Genomic DNA, 21,923 nt, shown 5'->3' with positions numbered 1-21,923 from the left:
GGTGATAGATCGCCGATCGCAACTGGGTAAGTTCTTTCTAGAACAGAGCGATCGCAATCTAAATTACCCCCAAACTTCAGGAGAGACCCATGCTCAAGCCAGAATTGCAAGCTAAATTCCTCAGCCACCTCAGCAATCGTAAGAACAGAGAAGAAGAAGGTTTTACCTTAATTGAACTGCTAGTAGTAGTAATTATTATCGGTGTACTGGCAGCTATTGCGTTACCTTCGCTACTTGGTCAGGTAAACAAAGCTAAACAGTCAGAAGCGAGAAACTACGTAGGTACAGTCAACCGTTCTCAACAAGCTTATTACTTGGAATATCAAAAGTTTGCTACTAACTTAGATGAATTACAAGTAGGTATCAAAACTCAATCTGAAAACTATCAGTATACTATTGCTGGTGGTGGTGCAAGTGCGGCTCAATTTAAAGGAACAGCTTATAAAGCAGCACTTAAATCTTACTACGGATTAGTAGGTACAACCCAAGGAAGCAGTGCTACCTCAGAAGCCCTGACATTAGCAATAGCCTGTGAGACAGCAGGCCCTAGCCAAGTGGTAGATGATGTCACCACATTTGGTACAACGTGTGCAACAAATTTCGTCTCTTTAGCTAGATAAAAGCGTTCAGTGATAATTATTTCCCGCAACTTCAGATAATTTTCTGCGTTGGGTAGTGTTTTTAGGACATTACCCAACTTCTGCTATCAATCTGATTAATGCTCTATTTATTAATGTTAAGTCTCACCAATTTTTGGTAAATTCTATGATTTCTTTATCTACCTCCGATCACTACCATCAGCGTGCAGAAAAATATTTCCTCACAGGTAATTATATCCAAGCTGTAAGTCTGTATGAAGAAGCAATTTCCATAGAACCTGATGTTAGATCATACTATTGGTATTTGGGATTAATTTTGCTCTTGCAGGGACAAGAGGTAGAAGCTCAAACAACTTGGTTTATGGCTATGATGGATGGAGAACCAGAACAAGTTGATGAATGGAATACAGAATTAGTCACGATTTTAAAAACGGAAGCTGAACGCCAGGAAGAAGGACAAGAATATTCTATTGCTGAAAAAATTCGCCGTAATATTAAGGAAATTTCGCCTAAAGATATTCATAACCTCTTACATCTTGTTTTACTATCTATCAAGTTAGAAATCTATACTGGTAATGATTTACAGGAGTTGGGCGTAATTGATATTCTCCAAGGCAACCCCTCTTTAGAAGTAAGTTTAGACTTATTGATACAGCTTGTACAAGCTACCTTAGATTATGCTCCTGTACATCCCTCGACTCTAAATTTTCTAGAAACTTGTTTACCTTATTTTCAAAAAAATCCTAAAGATTTACTAATTATTTTAATGCCATCTGCAATAGAAATTGCCTACTCCAAACGGCTGCCAGGAATAGCAGCACAGATGTGCGAAATCTATTTAAAGTTAAGTCCTAATAATACAGAAATTATAGGTCAGTTATCTAGTTTTTATCAAAATTCAAACCAATTTAAAAAGGGCATAGAAACAGCAAAATTATACTATTCTTTAGTTGAAGAATTTGCAGATAAAGTCTTTGCCAATCGTCAGTTACTACGCGGGTTAATGAGTGCAGGAGGTCATTGGGAAGAATCTTACTCCGTACATAAAACTCAGGAATTATTAATAGAGTCTCTTATAAAAGCTCACCCTAAACAACTTGATAATGTGAGAGTATCACGATTATTTAATTCTAATTTTTTTGCCCCATATATTGAAGATAATCCCATAAAAAATAGAAATATACAGAATCATTTACTACAAGTTTGTCACTCAAATATAGCTAATTACGCAAAAGAGCTAGTAGACAAATATTTTTATGGTCATTTAGAAAGAAGAAAACAAAAACAAACTGATCATAAAATTAAAATTGGCTATCTATCATATTGCCTCAAAAGTCACTCTGTAGGCTGGCTAGCGCGGTGGCTATTTGAGCATCATGACAGAAATAAATTTGAAATTAATGCTTATTTTATTAATACGAATCCAGACCTTGATCCTTTACATGAATGGTATCTCAGTAAAGTAGATAAAGCATATAAATCAACAAATACTATTGAGCTTGCTGAAGAAATTTATCAAGATGAGATTGATATTTTGATTGATTTAGATAGCATTACCCTTGATATCAGTTGTGAAGTTATAGGGATGAAACCTGCACCAGTTCAAGTAACTTGGTTGGGTTGGGATGCTTCAGGAAGTCCATCAATAGATTATTTTATTGCAGATCCCTACGTCTTACCAGAATCAGCACAGGAATATTACAGCGAAAAAATTTGGCGTTTACCTCAAACCTACGTAGCTGTAGATGGTTTTGAGGTGAGTGTACCTACAGTAACTCGTGAGGAATTAGATATTCCTCATGATGCAGTTGTGTATCTCTGTGGACAAAGAGGCTTTAAACGACATCCAGAGATTACTAAACTACAATTGAAAATTATTAAGGAAGTTCCCAATAGCTACTTTCTAATTAAAGGTATATCTGATGAAGACTCTATCAAAATGTTCTTTGATGGGTTAGCAGATGAAGAAGGTGTAGATACATCGAAACTGCGCTTCCTTCCCATTGTTATGTCAGAATCAATTCATCGTGCTAATTTAGATATTGCGGACGTAGTATTAGATACCTATCCCTATAATGGAGCTACAACCACTTTAGAAACTCTGTGGATGTGTATTCCTATGGTGACAAAAGTAGGTGAGCAATTCGCAGCACGCAACAGTTACACAATGATGATGAATGCTGGCATTACAGAAGGAATAGCTTGGACTGATGAAGAATATGTAGAATGGGGTGTACGTTTAGGTAAAGATGAAACTTTAAGACAACAAATCGCTTGGAAGTTAAGACAGTCCAGAAAAACATCACCTCTATGGAATGGTAAGCAATTTACCCGTGAGATGGAAAAAGCTTACACCCAAATGTGGCAAATATATATGAGTTCGTAGTGAGGACTTTAGTCCTCATCTAAGGGCTAAAGCCCTTACTACCAACTAGTGGGCTAACTCCAGATAATTTGCAAGTCTAAAGTAAAACCGATTAATACGTCTTCTCCAGATAAACTGCTGGGAGATTCTAATACTTCTTTTGGTTGTCCTTGACGATAAATTTCTACACGGCGGGTTTTTCTGTCTATCAGCCAACCTAACTTTACTCCCGCATTCATATATTCTTCCATTTTGGCTTGGGTTTGATTCAAGGTATCAGATGGAGACATTAACTCTAAAACAAAATCGGGAGCAATGGGAGGAAATTTTTCCCGTTGTTCTAATGCAAGTGCATTCCATCGGCTAATTTCTATCCAAGAAACATCGGGAGAGCGTTCTGCACCATTGGGGAGTTTAAAACAAGTAGAGGAGTCAAAAACTTCACCTAGTTTTGTTTGCTCATTCCACAAAACAAATCGTGTTGTAAGTTTAGCGTTATATCTTCCAGTTTCTCCCCCTGTAGGTGGCATGACGATTAATTCTCCCTTGACATTGCGCTCAAATTTTACATCGGGATTATCCCGACAAAGCTGATAAAATTGGTCTTCGCTGAGTCTAACTACATTGTTCAAGTTAATAGTAATAGCAGTCACGGCGATATTTTAAGATATGGGTATAGTATTGAGATATAGAACTTCTAGCCTTAATCTTAGTTTATCAGTACAGACATGGAAACAATGAAACTGCGATCGCACATAAGGAGGTTCGTAGTGAGGACTTTAGTCCTCATTTAAGGGCTAAAGCCCTTACTACAAACATTACAAATCCCAATTTTTACCATAATCTCGCACTGGATATTTAAGCCAGCAATCACGCAACCATTGTCTGCCATAAATTTGTAAATACCAGTGAACACTACTTTCCACCCAGTTATAAGGAGATGTTACTAAACCATGTTTGACTGGGTTGTAATGTATATAGTTAAGGGTTGTATAGTAATGTCTTTCAGAGCGAATAGCGCGATCGCTCCAAGAATACCAAATTTTTCGCTTGATTACATTATCCTCAACATTCCATTGATGTGAAGTAATTCCATGTATCTGGCGAAATAATTCACTTAATACATCAAAATTTACAACCTGAACTAGTAAATGATAATGATTTGGTAAAACCACCCAAGCACAAATCGTTATGTTCGTAGTAAGTGCTTCAGCACTTTCTTTGTCATCTCCACTATCACCAAACCTATCAAATATCATATTCAGTAATTGCTGACGACGAGATTCAGAGTGCATATGACACTTATGCTCATAACAAGCCGCACTCAACAGATACAGTTGTCTATCTTTTACTGGATGTGGTGGCGCGTGAGCAGGATAACCGAGACTCAAGCGGTGTTCAACTAGTTCAGCTTGTTGTTTTGGATTGAGTTTGCGATATCCATACATATATTTTGAAGCACTGAAGTGCTGACTACAAACCTTTGCTCGTAGTGAGGACTTTAGTCCTCAATATCCCCCAAGCACTGAAGTGCGGACTACAAACCTGTGTTCGTAGTGAGGACTTTAGTCCTCAATATTCCCCAAGCACTAAAGTGCTGACTACAAACCTGTGTTCGTAGTGAGGACTTTAGTCCTCAATATTCCCCAAGCACTAAAGTGCTGACTACAAACCTGTGTTCGTAGTGAGGACTTTAGTCCTCAATATGCCCTAAGCACTGAAGTGCTTACTACGAACTTAATTCAACAACTTGTTTATAAAATTTTTCCAAACCAGCAACACAAACTTGATCATCAAATAATTTATCATGACGCTGACTAATGCGTTCTGAAATCTCCCGTCGCCAAGCAGGATTTTGCCCTAATTTAACAGCAATATCAATATATTCCCCTTCATGTTGAGCAATAGTATCTGTCACTCCCAACATTTTCAAAAAACTATCAGAGTGACGACCCCGCATAAATTCACCAGGACAAGTTACTATGGGAAGATTACAAGCGATCGCTTCTAAGCTAGTATTACCACCAGACCAAGTAAATGTATCTAGATAAACATCTGAAAGTAAGTTAATCATCAAATAGTCTAATCTTTCAGGAATACTTAAAAATACACAGTAATCCTCAAATTTTAGCCCCAAAGTAGCAAAAGCTCTTTGTAGTCGTTCTTGCAATAAAGTACCACGCAAAAATATAAATTTAGCTTGCGGTACACGACACGCTATTTCCGCAAAAATAAAATCGTATTGTGGTAAATATTTAAACGGTGCTTGACAGCATAAATAAAGAATATCATCATCTGATAAACCAAAATCAGCACGAGTTTTAACAACTGGGGGAATATAAGGTTTAGGATAAGAAACGCCAATATTTGGTAAGCGAATTAATTTTTCTGAATAATGTTCTTGAGCATTTTCTGCTTCCATTAACTCGCTAGATAAAAAGTAATCAATATTAGATAAACCAGTTGTTACCGGATGTCCCCAAGCAACACATTGCACTGGTGCAAGTCGCAAAGCACCCATGAGCATACTTTGGGGATTCATACCAATTTCTGGATACACCAAAATATGTAATTCATCTGCAATTATTTGCTGACAAACAGCAGGTAAATTATATGGAATGTGGTGAAAGGAATCACTATATTCTCTAAATTTTTCCGTAACTGCGTCTGGTTCATTACCTGTGTAATAACAATAAATTTCAAAGTTGTCATGGTCGCAGTATTTTAACCAGCCAGTTAACCATAGTGTACCACTATAAGAATGTAGATAATGGGAAACATAACCAACCCGAATTTTTGGGTTATGTTGTAATTTAGGCATAGATAAAGGAACAACCCATTGAGGGAAATTAGCCATCATTATGTCATATACTAATTTGCCGTATTGGCGTTGTAAATCTACATCATTTTGTGCTTGATATGATAAATAAAAATTAGTTAGTCTACCAATACCAGCTAAAGCACTTTGTTTTTCTTCAAGAGTCTTGAGAGATGTTTCTTCAATTAAATTTTGCAGTCCTTGAATAAAACGCTGGCGATAAAATTGTATTTCTTCTTGATTGTTATAAATACTAGGAACTGTTAGGTATTTAAGAATCTTAAATGTATAATCATCAGGTAAATCTCGGCAAGCTTGCTCCGCGCTCACAATAGCTTCTTGAATACGCCCATTCCGCCGCAAATCAATGATTAATGTAAAATGAAACCTGCCATCCCCAGGGTAAAGCTTAATGGCTTGCTGTAGAGTCTGGAAATACTCATCTAACAAGTTTAAATTTCTATAACACTGGCTGAGATTCCAGTAAATATCTGCACTATCTTCATGCAATTCTAGCAACTTTTGATATGAGGCGATCGCTTTTTGCCATTGACCTTCATTGTATAGTTTCTGACTTAAGTAAAAAAAAACTCTTTCTCTGGAACTTGACTAAAACTTGTAAGTTCATAAGATATGAGATTTTCTGCTTTTACTTGTAGAATTGCCTGTTTATTTTCATGTTCTAGAATAATTCTGCCGTGAATGCGAGGTAGTAAAGCTTGCCACTGAATATCAGACAAATTCACAACTAAAGAAATTTCTAACCCATCAGTAATATCTAAATCTTCTTCCATGAGAAGATTCATGGTTATGCTAGATAACAATAACTCTGCATCTTCACTTGAAATATCAGTAGTATCAATTAATAAAGCAGTCTTGCTACTATCAGGATGAATTGCTAGTACCTTGATTATTTCCGCTAATTCTAAACAAATTAAATCTTCTGATTTTGACCAATCTGGGAAAATAACTAAATTAATCTCTTTTAAATTTAATGACAAAAGAGTCGCATCAATTAAAGCAGAACTAACAATCTCTGCCATTTTCGACCAAGAAAACTTTTTGGCTTGCGCTAAACCAGCAGTAATTAATGACTCACGAATAGCAGGTTTTTGTACTTCACATAGTGCATTTGCTAATCCATCTATATCATTATCACTGACATATATTGCTGCGTCTCCTGCTACCTCTGGAATTGAAGCGTTAGGACAAGTAATGACAGGACAACCACAAGCCATTGCTTCAATAATAGGCATTCCAAAACCTTCATATTTAGAAGGATAAACTAAAGCCACAGCACCAGAGTAAGCCGTTGCTAATTCTTCGTCACTTAGTTGCAAGGTATGAACAACACTACCAAATGTACAATTTCTAAACTGAGACTCTAATAAAGCTCCACTACCTGTCACAATAATATCAAAACCGCAACTACTAACAAGTTCTGAAAAAGCTTGGAAGAATAGAATACTATTTTTATATCCAACACCAACACCAGCCAATAAGAAGTAAGGCTTAGTAATTCCATACTTGGTCTTAAAAATACTTATATCTTCAAATTTAGATGGAGTAAAAGTTTTACTAACCCCACAGTAAGCTACAGTAATTGAGTCTAAAGATATATGATTAAAGCATTTTACTAAGTCAAATGCTGTATTTTTAGAAATAGCTATATAGGCTGATGCGTGTTTTATAGCTTGTTGTTTGTCCTGCCACATGGGACTACTTAAATTCCATCCCATAACTTCTGGAATCATATCATAAGCCATGAATACAGAAGGTGTTTTAGTAGGTGTTGTGTAATAAGATGAAATAAATAAGTCTGCCCCTTCCGCATCACACACTTGCTGTAATAATTCTCGCTCATTAGTGATATCTTTGTAGTTATAAGGGGGTAAATTTAAATACTTAATACCAGCAATCTTAGGTGCTGTATTGTTGCGATCAATTACGATAATATGTTTAGCAAATTCAGTACTTGACCATTCTTCTAAGAGAGATTTCCACACACGAGCAATCCCAGTTTGATATAGTTGGAAAAATATCCCATCAATGAGAATCAGGGGTGAAAACTTTTTAATTTGAGTAATTTCCTGCTGTACTTCTTCAGGTTCTAGAAATCTCCAATTATTATTGTTTTCATCTCTTTGGGCAATTGGAGCTATGCCACAGCTATGAGCAGTATCTACCTGTGTTTCATCGTACACCCAGGGAAAATATTCTTTTAATAAAATTGGAAATTTCTTATGTTCTTGCAAATTGCGCCATTGTGCAACAGCATTTTTATAACCATAGTATTTTTCTTTAAAGCTTAATTGTTCTTGTGTGACATAAGCAAAATGTTGAAATACTAAACCGTGTGCTTCCGTTTCTTGATGTAAAAAAGGATTCTCAGCAGCTAAATTTTTATATTCTCCATTAGCTAAAGGTTCTACTAACACAGGTGGCTCATGTGCAGCCCAAATATATCCCGGTTTAAATCGCCAAGTTCTTAACCACTCTTGCTGAGGATTTTGTGTATAACAATTGCGAGTGCTAACAATTAATTGTTCACCGACAAAATACCAACACCAATAAAAAGCAGCAGTTTTATCAGGATTACTAATGAACATTTCTCTAGCACAACAAATCTGTTCTAATGTCCATAGTTCATCTACATCTATCTGCCATAATAAACATTCTTCTTGAATATTTGCGAGTGGCGCATTCACCATTTCCCGTTTTCCATCCCAAAAAACACCCTCTGGTTGACGATAAACGGTGATATTTTCTGCATAGAGTTGTACTAATTCATCTATATATTCTGTAGTTCCGTCACAACTACGTCCATTTCTATGAACTTCATCAGTAATATGCCCACCTAATTGCACACTCCAACTAGTGTCATGTTTTAAATCTGCTACACCTTCAATAATATGCCAATGCCATTTAAAAGGTAGCTGTTTAAAAATGTCGATGTGATAACGGATAAACGGTTGTCCATTCAGAACAATAGTGAAAAAATTAATCGGTAAATTTGCAGTTTTATTATTAGCTGTAATTGGTTTAAATGATATGCGTTTAAATATGGCATAACCATTACGCAAATTGGTATTTGATGCAATTAAATTATATTGTTCATCATGTAGTAATTTATAAAAATTAGAATAATTCTTAAATGTATTAATATCATCTAAGCAAATATATTTAGCACCATAAGTTGCATTTAACTCAGCAATACCAGTAAATTCAGAACCATCTATTAAAACTAAATCAAAGAAATCTGTTTGATTTTCTTGTTTGATCTTTTGAATACCTTCTTCATATACTCCAGATTTTTTTATATATTCTATATCCTGCTCTAACCAGCCAATAATCAGGTCAATAGGATAGAAATTTAGACTCGTTTTTTTTGTATTGTAAAAATCCATAATATCTTCTTTGCTAGGGAAATTACTAGCAGGAACAGATGACATATTATAACAATTTACAAATAAATCATCTGCATATGTTTTGGCTAATTCATGAAATCTAGCTTCTGATACTTCTAAACAGAATAACTTGGCTTGGTTTGGATTAAGGCGAAGACCTTTTACTAAAGCTTCGGTACTTCCTGCACCTGAAGATGAGCCAATTTCTAGAACCGTTTTTACATCTTCTTGTTGAACAATTTCTAAAATTGTGTAATAGAATTCATCATTTTTAATCTCTGCTGGAATCAAATAATTTAACTCTGATATTTCGAGATTAACATTAGGTAGGTTAGAAACCAAATTTCTGACTATAGATGTTATTTCTTGATAGTCTATTTTTTGTAACTTTATCTCTTCCTGTTTAGGTAAGTAGTAGTTAGATGCACCATCTATTGGGTTGGACTGTGAATATTTGCGAACTTTCTCCTGGCGAACATCTTCACTATTAATAAATAGATCCAAATGATATATATTTAAAGCAGTAGATAAATTTTTTCCATTATTATCTAAATTAAAAATAGTTTCATGTATTTTTCCTTGGTAATAAATATTTTCATTATATTTAAATAGTCTACGCTGGTAATCAGGATAATGAGGACAGCTTACAATATACTGATCTATTTGATGAGGACTAATCCATCTTCGGGGAATCCAAAAATTATCAGTATCTAACGGTTCGTTATATACTTTTATTAAACGTAGAAAATCTGCTAATTTAACATCAATAAATTCATCAGAATCAAGTACAAAAACCCAATCTGTTTTGATGTATTTCAAATATATATTACGTTGTTGAGAATGATTACCACACCAAGGAGAGCTTATTACTTTAGCTCCATATTTTAGTGCAATTTCACAGGTCGAATCCTGACTTCCTCCATCAACAATAATTAGTTCATCATAAATACTCTGAAGAGATTCAATCGCTATTTTTAATGTTTTCTCGGAATTCTGCACCATCATACAGACAGAAAGGCTTGGCATACAATAATCTCCCTTTTGAATATTTAAAATCTCTCTAAAATTTAATTATTTTATTCGCGTTTTTTTATATCCTCTAAAATAATTTTATAATCCTTTCTATCAGGGTGCAGCTTCACCAGTTTTTCCAACGGTTCTCTTGCACCCTTAAAATCTTTTAACTGTACGCGTACCAAAGAAAGCTTCTCTAACGCGGTTTGATTATTTGGTTCACGCTGTAAAACTAATTCGTAACCCTTGGCTTTTTCTTGCAAAGAAGAATCACCAGATGTAGTTGTAGTCACTGGCGGAGGAGTCTGAATAGCCCGTTGAACAGTTGAAACAGCTCCAAATCCTAATGAACCAAAGAAAGAAAAAATTGAAACTATCGTTAAAAGTCTTTTTCTGCGTTCAATCTGCTTTTTACGGACATTTAAATAGTCTTCGCCTGACTTAGCCATGTTGGAATCTGGATAAGGGTAAATACTGAGTTACAGCAATCTTCTAGATTACAGATTACCCATTACCACCCAGAAACTAACATCTGAACTAAAAATTTCTGATCCTTAAAGCAGGGATTTAAGACAAGCAAGCAGAAAAAGCACAACCGCAGACGAGATTTAAATCAATCAGCAGTTATCAGTGACTTGATAACTGTTAATGAACAAAGCCCAATATGTCTGCTTAATCTCTACAGAAAAATTAAATCTATATTAAGATTTGCAATGCTTTGCTTTAAATCTAGATGTTTGCGTTATTGTAGATAACGGTTGAACCTACAGAGCTAATGATTCTGTCAGTATTGTTTCAACATCTTCAATTAGCCATTAACTTATGGGCTTTTTAACAATCGCACACATTTTGCTCAATACAAAAAATAAAATTTCACAAGTTGTCACCCTTTTGTGCTGTTATTGCAACCTTCAAGGGGACTAATTTTTTCGTTGAGCATTACACCATGTCTGTTGGGTGAGACTGGAGTTTTGTAGAGTAATTGTAGAGTAATTACCGTACAAAACCGAATCTCATCACAAATGAGTAGAGTTTGTTATGGTATAGTAAGAAAGTTAAGACTAGCTTTGCCAAAAAACAAACTCTACGCATTGTTGACAGTTGCAAAACGGAAAGCAGTTTTGATTAAGCATTTACCCAATAAAATTTTTGAATTGAATCGAGGTTATGACTCAGCAAGTAATTCACCCAATGGTGAAATTGCAGCGTAATGTGCAATCACTCCTTGAATCCAATATTATCAAGCCAACCGATAGCATTTGGAAAATTGCGCTGCTTTATGGTAACGATTGGCAGTATTGGAAACAGGAACTCCTAGACTTTGGTTTCAGTATGCAAGACCCAATAGGCGATTTGCTCGCCGTTGAAGCGTGGGATGAGGAATAGGGACTGGGAATTGGGGGACAAGGGAGACAAGGGAGACAAGGGAGACAACGGAGAAATATTTCCTCCAATGCCCTATGCCCCATGCCCTATCGTTCACTGACAATTAGCTAATGCTTGGGCTAGTTCCTTGGCTGTTTGATAGCGATCGCGTGCTAAAGGTTCTGTGACACGCTCAATAATATCTCTTAGTTGGGGTGTGACAGTCGGAATTTTGCTGACATCGAAGCGGAAACCCCGGCCTTTTTGGCGATAAAACTTAAAAGGATTTTCGCCTGTGAGCAGAAAAATCAATGTCGGGCCGATCGCATATAAATCAGATTGTGTCAAAGGTTGTCCCCGTTCTTGTTCCGGGGCGCAATAACCTTCTGCACCTATGCGAGTACCTGGGGTTGTGCCAATTTCCTTGACTGCGCCAAAATCCAACACAACTACTTGATTATTGGCATTCCGCACCATTAGGTTTGCAGGTTTAATATCACGGTGAATTAATGGCGGTTCTTGACTGTGGAGGTAGTCAAGGATATCACAGGTTTGGATCATCCAGGCGATCGCTTGCTGGGGGATAACCGGGCCAGTAGTATAAATGCGTTTTTCCAAATCCTGTCCGTGAACTAATTCCATCGCTAAGTATTTCTTACCGCCTTCGACAAAAAAGTCATAATACTTAGGTATTCCCGGATGATTTAGGGATTTGAGGGTGTTAGCCTCCCGATCAAACAACTCCTGAGCTTTAGCAATTTTCGCCATATCAGCGTTCATTTGCTTCAACACAAATAATTGCTTAGATCCACCAATCAAGCCCTCTCCATCCCAAGCTAGATAAGTAGTACCCATTCCTCCTTGTCCTAGGGTTCGTAACACTTGATAGCGGCGAATCGTCTGCTGTACAACCAGAGGTTGACCACAATGAACGCAAAATACATTTCCAGGGGAATTACCTTCATGGTTGCAACTGGGAGAGGAACTAGTTGATTGACTACTAGAAAATACTGCTGGAGGCTGGTTTGAGGGCATCTCACCAGTAGTAGGCGATGGGCTACGCCCCACCGTAGGCGATCGCAAATTATTATTCGCTGTTGCCTCTTCCTGCAATTGGATCTGTAAGATTGGCCCTCCCTGGGCTAGTTGTAGCAGGCAGTTATTCGGCAAAGAACTCTGAATAATCAACACGCCATCTAGAAAAGTACCATTTGTACCCTTACTAATGACTTGCCATGAGCCACCATTCTTAGCAGAACTAACTTGGCGAATTTCAAGATGATGCCGGGAGACTAAGCTATCAGTTAAAACAACATGATTATCTGCCGCTCGGCCAATCCGAATCACGGCAGAATTTTCAAAGCACCACTGTTTTAGGGGTGTTTTTTGTTGCGGTTCTAACAAGGTGAGAGTAACCACAATACAACCTGGATAAGATTTAGGGACTGGGGACTGGGGACTGGGGATTGGGGACTGGGGATTGGGGATTGGGGATTGGGGATTGGGGATTGGGGCTTGGGGATTGGGGACTGGCTTGGGAATTGAGGTAAAATTTCTTCCTTGTCTCCCTTGTCTCCCTTGTCTTCCTTGTCTCCCTTGTCTCCCTTGTCTCCCCTATTCACCATTCCCCCCATTTGGACGTACTTTTGCCCGGATCAGTATAGCAGTAATATTGTCATGGCCGTTGTATTCGTTGGCCAAGTCAATTAATGCTCTGACACCTTGTTCTAAGTTATTGGCAAGACTTAACAAGGGCTGGAGGTGAGTCTGCCAATGAGTTTCTAGTAAGTCATTATCTGATAGACCGTCAGAAACCAAAATAAACAGACTATCTTCATTAATATCGAAAAACTCGACATCGGGATTAATCGCCGTTTCGTCACGAGGACCTAAAGCTTGGGTGAGCTGATAAGCATCAGGACGGGAATAAGCTATACTAGCCTCCACACCTCTGTTAATTTCCCGTTGACCAACTTCATGGTCTACCGTCAATTGTTCCAAGCCTTGTTTGCGTGTCAGGCGGTAAAGGCGACTGTCTCCCACATGGGCAACGGCGGCTTTAGTGCCTTGAATCAGCAGCATCACCAAAGTAGTACCCATCCGTCCTACCCCAGAACGGGCATCTTGCTGATTCTGCTCATAAATTGCCTCATTGGCTAAATAAACTGCCTCCCGAATGATTTCTTCTGGGGGTAGTTGATTAGTATTCCAGTGTTGTTGAAAATATTGCCGTAGCGTCTGGACTGCCAAATTACTAGCTACCTCACCACCAGCGTGTCCGCCCATGCCATCGCAGAGAACATATAAACCTTGGGCTTGCACAGAGCGGTTTTTGGGTGAGTCTACCTTCTCAATTTTAGTAGCAATGCCAAAGCAGTCTTCATTATGCTGACGTTGACGACCGACATCAGTACAGCCTGCATCTTCTAAGCTGCTTAACTGTACTGATAACACAACTGTCGGGAGGTCATCGGCTCTACTAATAGAATCATCTTCAAAATCATCTAGTTGTAAGAGCGTTGGTGAAGTCGTTGGTTCTACTGGCATTGATGGAAAATTGGGGGATGTTCTCAATTCTAATTCTGTAGCTACTTCTTGTAACCGCGATCGCAATTGTGCGATCGTCTCAATAGTCCCCTGCTCTAAATCATCCAAAACTTGGATTAATGAACCAAATTGAGTGCGTTGTGAACTTCTAAATAATTCCTGCCAAACTTTTCCCAACGCTTTCAAAGTTACAGGCTCTTCTGAAAGCTCCAAAACTTCTTCTTCCTCTTCTAATCCAACCAACCTCTGATTTTCTACTGGTTTCTGATGTAATTTTTGTATCCCTAGTGACTGGTCTTCATCCAATCGCAGATTCGACAAATCCAACAAACTATAGTGAACATCTAGCGGTTCTAGTAAAACCCACAGATGTGCCATTTGATGACACCAGTGTAGAATTTGGAACGAACTGGTTGTTTCCTGTTTCCATAAATCCAGTAGACACGGCCAATCAGAACGGTCTTCAATCAGTACCACCTGCACCTCTCCATCCTGCCAAGCATCATGAATCTTGGGTATTTCTGAGTGATGGCGAGATTGTAAGGCAATGTAAGGCTCTGCAATTTTGGGAATCCTATTAGCTTCTGCTACCGGGGGCATCAAGCCCTGTCGCTGATTGGCTAATATAGTTTCAATTAGTGAAACCTGATAGGGTTGGCAGTCTAAAACCCTAGCATACAGTTCAGAATTTTGGACTGATGGCGATTCCAAAAACTGATAGCGTTGCTCTTGATCTAAATATGAGCCTACCGACAATTGTGGTGATAAAACTGGTTGAGGGGGAATAGGGCATTGGGCATGGGGCATTGGGGATGGCTCATCAGGCATTTCTTCCCCTGTATTCTCCTCTGGCTCTGCTTCCTTGTTTTCCATTTGGCTCACGCTCACTGCGGTAGCCTGCTCCTCTACTTCTTTCCTGTCCCCAATTCCTTCCTTCCTGATAATCGTCCACCAAACTGTGCCGCATTCTGCACCACAGTTATGACACTGTAGAGCATCAACAGGAACATTGGTACTACATTGAGAACATACCTTGTGGGACAAGGAAGCACCACATTTTTGACAGAATTTGTTAGCGTTAGGGTTTTCAAATTGACACTGAGGACAAATCAGCATAGTGGAAGTTCCTTTATTCCCGTTCCAAGGTGCTTTTAGCCACTCATATCCAAAGTGCCACAATTGGCCGCCCCTGCCTACAGTAGACCTACAAAAAAATTGTGGTTTCACCCGTGAATTTTGGTGGCAGTATTAATTGTGACGCATATTAGCTAAATATTTCCGACATAGGCAAGGGAATTTTTGTGAAATTGTTTCAGTGGGCAGTGGGAGACAAGGAGAGAAGTCTGTAGCAAGATCCCGTAGGGTGCGGAGGTTTCCTCCGTAGAAGCTTTGCGGTGAAACAGTCCTGTAGGCGGGTTTCCCGCCGTAGGGAACTGTTGAACCCGAAGGGCTTGCCGCAGGCAACAGAACTTCCCTGCGGGACGCTACGCGAACGGAGAGACAAGGTAGATAAGGGAGTTAAATTAGTCATCAGTTATCAAGTGACTGATAACTGAATAATGCCCAATTTTTATCTTTTGAGTGCAAGTTGAATACTAAAACAGGTACGATTTGACCCACTATCCACTGTAATTGTTCCGCCCAACTCCTTAATCAGTTGTTGTACTAATGCTAATCCTAACCCTGTGCCGCCTTGCTTGGCAGGATCGTTAGTGGGAATGCGATAAAATTTCTCAAAAATGCGGCTTAATTCCGTCTTAGGGATGTCTACACCGTAATTAATCACTTGCAATAGGATGTTATTGGCTTTTAGCTTTGCAGAAATGATAATGGCTGCATCTGGCGGACTGAATTTATAGGCATTAGTGAGTAATTCTATAACTATACGTTCTAAACTAGATGAGTTGCAGAGTAGAGGGGGGAGAGAGTCGGGTATCTTGATGGTTAAGTTTTGCTGACAAACCTGACGATGACGCTGTTGAAACTTCTCTACCACTTGATAGAGCCACTGCTCAATTTGAATTGTTTCCAGTACCCAAGGTTGGGAGTTGTTCTCTAGACGTTTTAAATCTAAAAAATTATTAATCAGATTTATTTCACGATCGCACTCATTATTTAAAATTTTAAAATAGCAAGCTGCTTTAGAATTTTCTGCCTCTCCTAAAACTTGCTGTTCTTTATCCAGTACAATTCCCAACATCTGAATTGCCATTTTCATATTCGTTAGGGGTGTGCGTAATTCGTGGGAAATTGTACTAATAAATTCTTCTTGCAGCCGAGTCAGGCTTTCTCCTTCTTCCTTGTGATCTGATATTAATACTTGATTATGTTGTTCATCGCTAGCAATCTGGGTAGACAGGGATAGTTGCCGCACTCTATTTTCGATTGGGTATGGGGTGTTGGTCACTTTTTCCCCATGCACCATAGCAGTAATATCTTCACAAACCATAATAATTACTGGCTGATCAACCTCATAATCAGGTATCAACCGCAGTGTTACCTTGACCCATTTGATTAAGCTTAAGGGACTTTCTAAACAAAAATTGCCACAATTTAGTACATATTCTGAGGTATTTGTCAATAAAAATTTTAATTGATCAGCCAGCCTTTGTTTTTCTGACTCGGCAAACAATTTTAAAATCGGTTTTTGGATTAATTGTTCTGGTGTGTAACCAAGACAACTAGCTCCAAACTGGTTAATAGATAAAATTAACCCTGTTATATCCAAACTCAAGTACACATATGGGAGATTGTCATACAGCATCCGATACCGTTGTAATTCTGCTTGGGTATGGCGTAGCTGTTCGGCTATTCCCAGTTCTAAATTAGTAGCTGGTTCTGATAAAAGTTCCAAGCTACTGGGATTTGCAGACAAAATATGGAGTTGATGAGTTTGATGCCAGAGCGATGTCTGATTCAGGCTCATAAGAGTTACAGTTATTCTCCAAGGCTAGTTAGGGAAATAAAAAAACAGAATTATACTCTTTTCGAGTTTTTTTGGTAAAAATCAGCAAATAAAAATATTTTTATGCTTTCTGCACCTGGAGATATTTTCTATCTAAACCTAGCTGGCTTTTTGCCCTGTTTGACTGGTAAATCATGCAGTAATTTAACTTCTGATGGAGTTAAATCACGCCAGTCACCCAAAGGTAAACCATCTAAGCGTAAATGAGCGATGCTCACCCTGACTAAACGCAAAGTCGGAAACCCTACCGCCGCAGTCATGCGCCGTACTTGCCGATTTTTACCTTCTGTTAAGGTCATTTCTAACCAAGCTGTAGGGACATTTTTACGAAATCTAATTGGTGGTTGGCGATCGCCAACTCGCGGATCTTCCCGCAATAACCTGACCTTTGCTGGTCGTGTGCGGTAATCTTGAATTTCTACCCCTGTTTGTAATTTGGTTATAGCATCTACATCAGGAATCCGCTCTACCTGTACCCAATAAGTTCGCTCATGTCCAAAGCGCGGATGCGATAAACGATGTTGCAATTTACCATTGTTTGTTAATAACAGTAAGCCTTCACTATCCCAATCTAAACGCCCCACAGGATAGACATCCGGCACATCAATATACTGTTTAAGGGTAGTTTGCTGGGGTATTTCCTGAGTAAACTGACTCAAAACACCATAGGGTTTATGAAAAATAATATAGCGATCGTTATTAGTCATTAGTCAAAGGTTTTCTCTTCTGCTTTCTCGTCTCTTCAATTACTTAATTCTCAGACTAAAATATAACTAAGCCTCTAACTGCGCCAAGGTTCTATGACCCTTACTAAACCTTCTGAACTAGGCATTACCCACCTTCCCGACCATACTGAGTTACCAGAGTCAGACGGAACATTTGTGTTCGCGGAGCGTACCGGAGGTAAGAATTTTCAAGAACATCCTCAAAGTATCCTGCTGACTGACTCCATTACCAGTGTATTGCAGCAACTACATCCTGATAATCAATACTGTATTGGACAAGATTGCGGTATTTATTGGCGTTTAACTGAACCACCAGAGAGAGGCGCAGAAGCACCAGACTGGTTTTATGTGTCCAATGTACCACCAATATTAAATGGTAAGTTTCGGCGTTCTTATGTTTTATGGCAAGAATACGTCGCACCATTAATTGTTATAGAATTTGTTTCTGGTAGTGGCTTAGAGGAGCGAGACAAAACACCTCTGACTGGCAAATTTTGGGTGTATGAGCAAGCGATTCGAGTGCCGTTCTATGCCATTTATGAAGTCAACAAAGCCTCTGTGGAAGTTTATCATTTAGTAGATGGTCACTATGAACTATTGCCAGCTAATGAACAAGGTCACTATCCTATTCCCCCAATGGGTGTGGAATTAGGAATTTGGCAAGGACAATATCAAAATATGACAGCCCCTTGGTTACGCTGGTGGGATGAACAGGGGAATCTGTTATTGAGTAGTGAAGAGCGATCGCAATTACTCACACAACAGCTAGAACAAGAACAGCAACGGGGCGATCGCTTGGCAGAAAAATTACGCCAGTTAGGGATTGACCCTGATTATTAAAGACTAATTTTAGTAATTGTTAACCTCCTTGCACTGACCCATAAACAAGGTGATACACTACATCCATGCTAGGGGTGCTTGCACCAACAGGCTGAGATTAGACCCTTAACACCTGAGTCTGGGTAATACCAGCGAAGGGAAGCTGTTTATCGAGGAATTTCATATGCGGAAAGAATGGGTTGCTAAACGACGTGGGCAAAGCAATGTAACTCAAATGCACTACGCACGTCAGGGTGTCATCACCGAAGAAATGCACTACGTCGCCCAACGAGAAAATCTACCAGCTGATCTGATTCGGGATGAAGTGGCGCGGGGGCGAATGATTATCCCTGCCAATATTAATCACACCAACTTAGAGCCAATGTGCATTGGCATCGCTTCTAAATGTAAGGTAAATGCTAACATCGGTGCTTCACCTAATTCTTCCAATCTTCAAGAAGAAGTAGATAAATTAAATCTAGCGGTGAAGTATGGTGCTGATACTGTCATGGACTTGTCCACAGGTGGCGGTAACTTAGATGAAATTCGTACCGCTATTATCAACGCTTCACCCGTTCCTATTGGGACAGTGCCAGTTTACCAAGCTTTAGAAAGCGTCCACGGCAGAATTGAAAATTTAACTCCAGAAGATTTTCTCCACATCATCGAAAAACACGCCCAACAAGGGGTGGACTATCAAACCATCCACGCCGGAATTTTGATCGAACATTTACCCTTGGTGAGAAGCCGCATTACTGGTATTGTTTCCCGTGGTGGCGGTATTTTGGCGCGGTGGATGTTGCATCATCACAAGCAAAACCCTCTCTACACCCATTTCCGCGACATTATTGAAATTTTCAAAAAATATGATGTCTCCTTTAGTTTAGGTGATTCTCTCCGCCCTGGGTGTACCCATGATGCCTCTGATGATGCCCAGTTAGCTGAACTCAAAACCCTCGGTCAACTTACCCGCAAAGCCTGGGAACATGATGTCCAGGTGATGGTAGAAGGGCCAGGACACGTCCCAATGGATCAAATTGAGTTCAACGTCAAAAAACAGATGGAAGAGTGTTCTGAAGCTCCCTTCTATGTGCTTGGCCCATTGGTGACAGACATTGCACCAGGTTATGACCACATCACGTCTGCCATTGGTGCGGCTATGGCTGGTTGGTACGGTACGGCTATGCTGTGCTACGTTACACCAAAAGAACATTTGGGTTTACCTAACGCTGAAGATGTCCGCAATGGATTAATTGCTTATAAAATAGCCGCTCACGCTGCTGACATTGCTAGACATCGCCCAGGGGCAAGAGATAGGGACGATCAACTCTCCCAAGCCCGTTATAATTTTGACTGGAATCGTCAGTTTGAATTAGCACTCGACCCAGAAAGAGCTAAGGAATACCACGATGAAACTTTACCAGCAGATATTTACAAAACTGCTGAGTTCTGTTCTATGTGTGGCCCCAAATTCTGCCCCATGCAAACTAAAGTTGATGCTGATGCCTTAACTGAATTAGAAAAATTCTTGGCGAAAGAGACTGTAACACAAAGTTAGTAATTGAGGGTGGGGAATACCCACCTGAATCAATTGCAGAAATCCAGAAAATCGACTTTAAAGGAACTTCCAAAAGTTGTAAATTGAGCATTGCATAGAAATGGAGAATCAAGATATTAATGTCAGTAATTATGTTGAGCAAATGGCGTTGCTGTTAGATTTGCGGATAAAAGATGAATATCGAGATGAAGTAATAGCAAATTTTGAGAGAATAAAAGCGATCGCTCAACTAGTTAATTCCTTCCCCCTACCAGAAGAAATTGAAGCCGCACCAGTATTTGAACCATGAATGATGCTGTATCAATTGCCACTGCCATACATGAAGGTAAAGTTAGCGCAGTGGAAGTTACCAAAGCTGCATTAGCTAAGATATCAGCACGCGATCGCTTCCTCAATTGTTTCACAACTCTAACTGCTGAGACAGCTTTGGCAGATGCAGCACACATCGATAATGAAATAGCTAAAGGTAATAATCCTGGTGTATTGGCTGGTGTACCCTTTGCCGTCAAAAACCTATTTGATATCGCTGGTTTAACAACTTTAGCAGGTGCAAAAATCAATGCCGAAAATCCTCCAGCTACCCAAGACGCTACAGCAGTAGCCAAACTTAAACAAGCGGGTGCTGTTTTGGTAGGTGCATTAAATATGGATGAGTACGCCTACGGATTTGTCACAGAAAATCATCATTACGGTGTTACCCGCAACCCCCACGATTTACAGCGTGTAGCTGGTGGCTCATCTGGCGGTTCGGCGGCGGCGGTTGCTGCTGGATTAGTTCCTTTTACATTAGGTTCTGATACTAACGGTTCAATTCGTGTTCCAGCTGCATTATGTGGTGTCTTTGGTTTCAAGCCAACTTACGGACGCTTATCTCGTGCAGGGGTAGCTTTATTCTCTAGTAGTCTTGATCATATTGGCCCCTTCGCTCGTTCGGTAAGAGATATAGCCATCATATTTGATGTACTACAAGGAGAAGATGTCCGTGATCCTATTTGTACCAAGCGATCAACAGAGCTAACTTTGCCCCAGCTAAATCAAGATATATCAACCTTGAGAATTGCTATAGCCGATGATTATTTTACTCAAGGTGCAAGCCCAGAAGCATTAGCAACAGTACGGAAAGTAGCAGATGCCCTCAATGTCAAGCAATACATTACATTACCAGAAACACACCGCGCCAGAGCAGCCGCATTTGTAATTACCGCCTGTGAAGGTGCAAATTTACACTTAGATAAACTGCGATCGCGTCCTCAAGACTTTGACCCTGCAACACGCGATCGTTTCCTAGCAGGTGCATTAATACCGAGTAGCTGGTACTTACAAGCACAACGCTTTCGGAGATGGTATAGCGATCGTCTGCGAGAAATTTTTCAACAAGTTGATGTAATCATAGCTCCAGCAACACCAATTACAGCACCGCTAATCGGTCAACAAACAATGATTCTAGATGGAAAGGAAATACTTGTGCGTCCCCACTTAGGACTATTTACACAACCATTATCCTTTATTGGCTTACCTGTATTATCAGTACCAATTCAGCATCAGGATTCTTTACCACTTGCTGTGCAATTGATAGCAGCACCCTATAATGAAGTATTAATTTTACAAGTAGCCTCTATGTTAGAAGCTCAAGATGTAGCCTCAGTAAGAATAGCCTGAAAATGCCAAAAATAAATGTCAAAACTATAAAAAATCCTAAACAATAAAAAAATCACCCTTCACAGTCAGTAAAGGATGATTT

17 protein-coding genes and 1 riboswitch are annotated in these 21,923 nt (G+C 39.2%); of the genes, 7 read left to right on the top strand and 10 right to left on the bottom strand.

Going from position 1 to position 21,923, the window contains the following annotated elements; all coding sequences use genetic code 11:
* The first annotated feature begins 89 nt into the window (after positions 1-89).
* Entirely contained in the window at positions 90-620 is a 531-nt protein-coding gene (locus ACPZ3T_RS20170) for a type IV pilin-like G/H family protein (RefSeq protein ID WP_490271231.1), read from the top strand.
* Positions 621-765: 145 nt separating this feature from the next.
* Entirely contained in the window at positions 766-2,985 is a 2,220-nt protein-coding gene (locus ACPZ3T_RS20165; protein ID WP_490271230.1) for an O-linked N-acetylglucosamine transferase, SPINDLY family protein, read from the top strand.
* 53 nt (positions 2,986-3,038) lie between these two features.
* On the opposite strand, the gene ACPZ3T_RS20160 is transcribed toward ACPZ3T_RS20165, so the two are convergent.
* The 5 genes from ACPZ3T_RS20160 to ACPZ3T_RS20140 form a co-directional block, all read right to left on the bottom strand.
* On the bottom strand, positions 3,039-3,617 hold the full coding sequence (locus ACPZ3T_RS20160) for a Uma2 family endonuclease (RefSeq protein WP_490271229.1): 579 nt from the start codon (positions 3,615-3,617) through the stop codon (positions 3,039-3,041).
* A gap of 165 nt (positions 3,618-3,782) precedes the next feature.
* Positions 3,783-4,412, bottom strand: a complete 630-nt coding sequence (locus ACPZ3T_RS20155) for a transposase (protein WP_490271228.1) — start codon at positions 4,410-4,412, stop codon at positions 3,783-3,785.
* Between the two features lie 281 nt (positions 4,413-4,693).
* Positions 4,694-6,319 (bottom strand): O-linked N-acetylglucosamine transferase, SPINDLY family protein, encoded by a 1,626-nt coding sequence (locus ACPZ3T_RS20150; protein ID WP_490277290.1) that lies wholly within the window; start codon positions 6,317-6,319, stop codon positions 4,694-4,696.
* A gap of 38 nt (positions 6,320-6,357) precedes the next feature.
* Positions 6,358-10,215 (bottom strand): glycosyltransferase, encoded by a 3,858-nt coding sequence (locus ACPZ3T_RS20145; RefSeq protein ID WP_490271227.1) that lies wholly within the window; start codon positions 10,213-10,215, stop codon positions 6,358-6,360.
* Between the two features lie 50 nt (positions 10,216-10,265).
* A complete protein-coding gene (locus ACPZ3T_RS20140; protein ID WP_490271226.1) occupies positions 10,266-10,652 on the bottom strand; it encodes a tetratricopeptide repeat protein in 387 nt (128 codons plus the stop codon).
* Between the two features lie 718 nt (positions 10,653-11,370).
* Between ACPZ3T_RS20140 and ACPZ3T_RS20135 the strand changes: the two genes are divergently transcribed.
* The gene (locus tag ACPZ3T_RS20135; RefSeq protein WP_490271225.1) at positions 11,371-11,589 is read left to right on the top strand and encodes a DUF4327 family protein; all 219 of its coding nucleotides are present in this window, start codon (positions 11,371-11,373) and stop codon (positions 11,587-11,589) included.
* A 93-nt stretch (positions 11,590-11,682) separates the two neighbouring features.
* Here ACPZ3T_RS20135 and ACPZ3T_RS20130 read toward each other — a convergent pair whose 3' ends face one another.
* The 5 genes from ACPZ3T_RS20130 to ACPZ3T_RS20110 form a co-directional block, all read right to left on the bottom strand.
* Positions 11,683-12,987: a protein kinase domain-containing protein gene (locus ACPZ3T_RS20130; protein ID WP_490271224.1), complete on the bottom strand. Its 1,305-nt coding sequence runs from the start codon at positions 12,985-12,987 to the stop codon at positions 11,683-11,685.
* Complete coding sequence (locus ACPZ3T_RS20125) at positions 12,966-13,193, bottom strand: hypothetical protein (RefSeq protein WP_490271223.1); 228 nt, start codon at positions 13,191-13,193, stop codon at positions 12,966-12,968. Before ACPZ3T_RS20125 ends, ACPZ3T_RS20130 begins: the two co-directional genes overlap by 22 nt.
* Positions 13,183-15,231, bottom strand: a complete 2,049-nt coding sequence (locus ACPZ3T_RS20120; RefSeq protein WP_490277289.1) for a serine/threonine phosphatase — start codon at positions 15,229-15,231, stop codon at positions 13,183-13,185. Before ACPZ3T_RS20120 ends, ACPZ3T_RS20125 begins: the two co-directional genes overlap by 11 nt.
* A 454-nt stretch (positions 15,232-15,685) precedes the next feature.
* Complete coding sequence (locus ACPZ3T_RS20115; RefSeq protein WP_490271222.1) at positions 15,686-17,041, bottom strand: PAS domain-containing sensor histidine kinase; 1,356 nt, start codon at positions 17,039-17,041, stop codon at positions 15,686-15,688.
* 128 nt (positions 17,042-17,169) lie between these two features.
* The gene (locus ACPZ3T_RS20110) at positions 17,170-17,787 is read right to left on the bottom strand and encodes an rRNA large subunit pseudouridine synthase E (RefSeq protein WP_490271221.1); all 618 of its coding nucleotides are present in this window, start codon (positions 17,785-17,787) and stop codon (positions 17,170-17,172) included.
* Positions 17,788-17,880: 93 nt separating this feature from the next.
* Here ACPZ3T_RS20110 and ACPZ3T_RS20105 point away from each other — a divergent pair, with 93 nt between their 5' ends.
* The 4 genes from ACPZ3T_RS20105 to ACPZ3T_RS20090 all read left to right on the top strand — a co-directional run bounded on the left by ACPZ3T_RS20105 (position 17,881) and on the right by ACPZ3T_RS20090 (position 21,841).
* Complete coding sequence (locus tag ACPZ3T_RS20105; protein WP_490271220.1) at positions 17,881-18,645, top strand: Uma2 family endonuclease; 765 nt, start codon at positions 17,881-17,883, stop codon at positions 18,643-18,645.
* A 60-nt stretch (positions 18,646-18,705) separates the two neighbouring features.
* Positions 18,706-18,802, top strand: a riboswitch (TPP riboswitch).
* Positions 18,803-18,808: 6 nt separating this feature from the next.
* Positions 18,809-20,182 (top strand): phosphomethylpyrimidine synthase, encoded by a 1,374-nt coding sequence (gene thiC / locus ACPZ3T_RS20100; protein ID WP_490271219.1) that lies wholly within the window; start codon positions 18,809-18,811, stop codon positions 20,180-20,182.
* A gap of 100 nt (positions 20,183-20,282) precedes the next feature.
* Positions 20,283-20,471, top strand: coding sequence for a DUF4089 domain-containing protein (locus tag ACPZ3T_RS20095; RefSeq protein ID WP_490271218.1), 189 nt, complete (start codon positions 20,283-20,285; stop codon positions 20,469-20,471).
* The gene (locus tag ACPZ3T_RS20090) at positions 20,468-21,841 is read left to right on the top strand and encodes an AtzE family amidohydrolase (RefSeq protein WP_490271217.1); all 1,374 of its coding nucleotides are present in this window, start codon (positions 20,468-20,470) and stop codon (positions 21,839-21,841) included. Before ACPZ3T_RS20095 ends, ACPZ3T_RS20090 begins: the two co-directional genes overlap by 4 nt.
* Positions 21,842-21,923: the final 82 nt, after the last annotated feature.

It is taken from the genome of Aliinostoc maniaoense (assembly GCF_058172895.1).
Note: the sequence above shows the minus strand (reverse complement) of the source record. Positions and strands in the feature narration are given on the sequence as shown.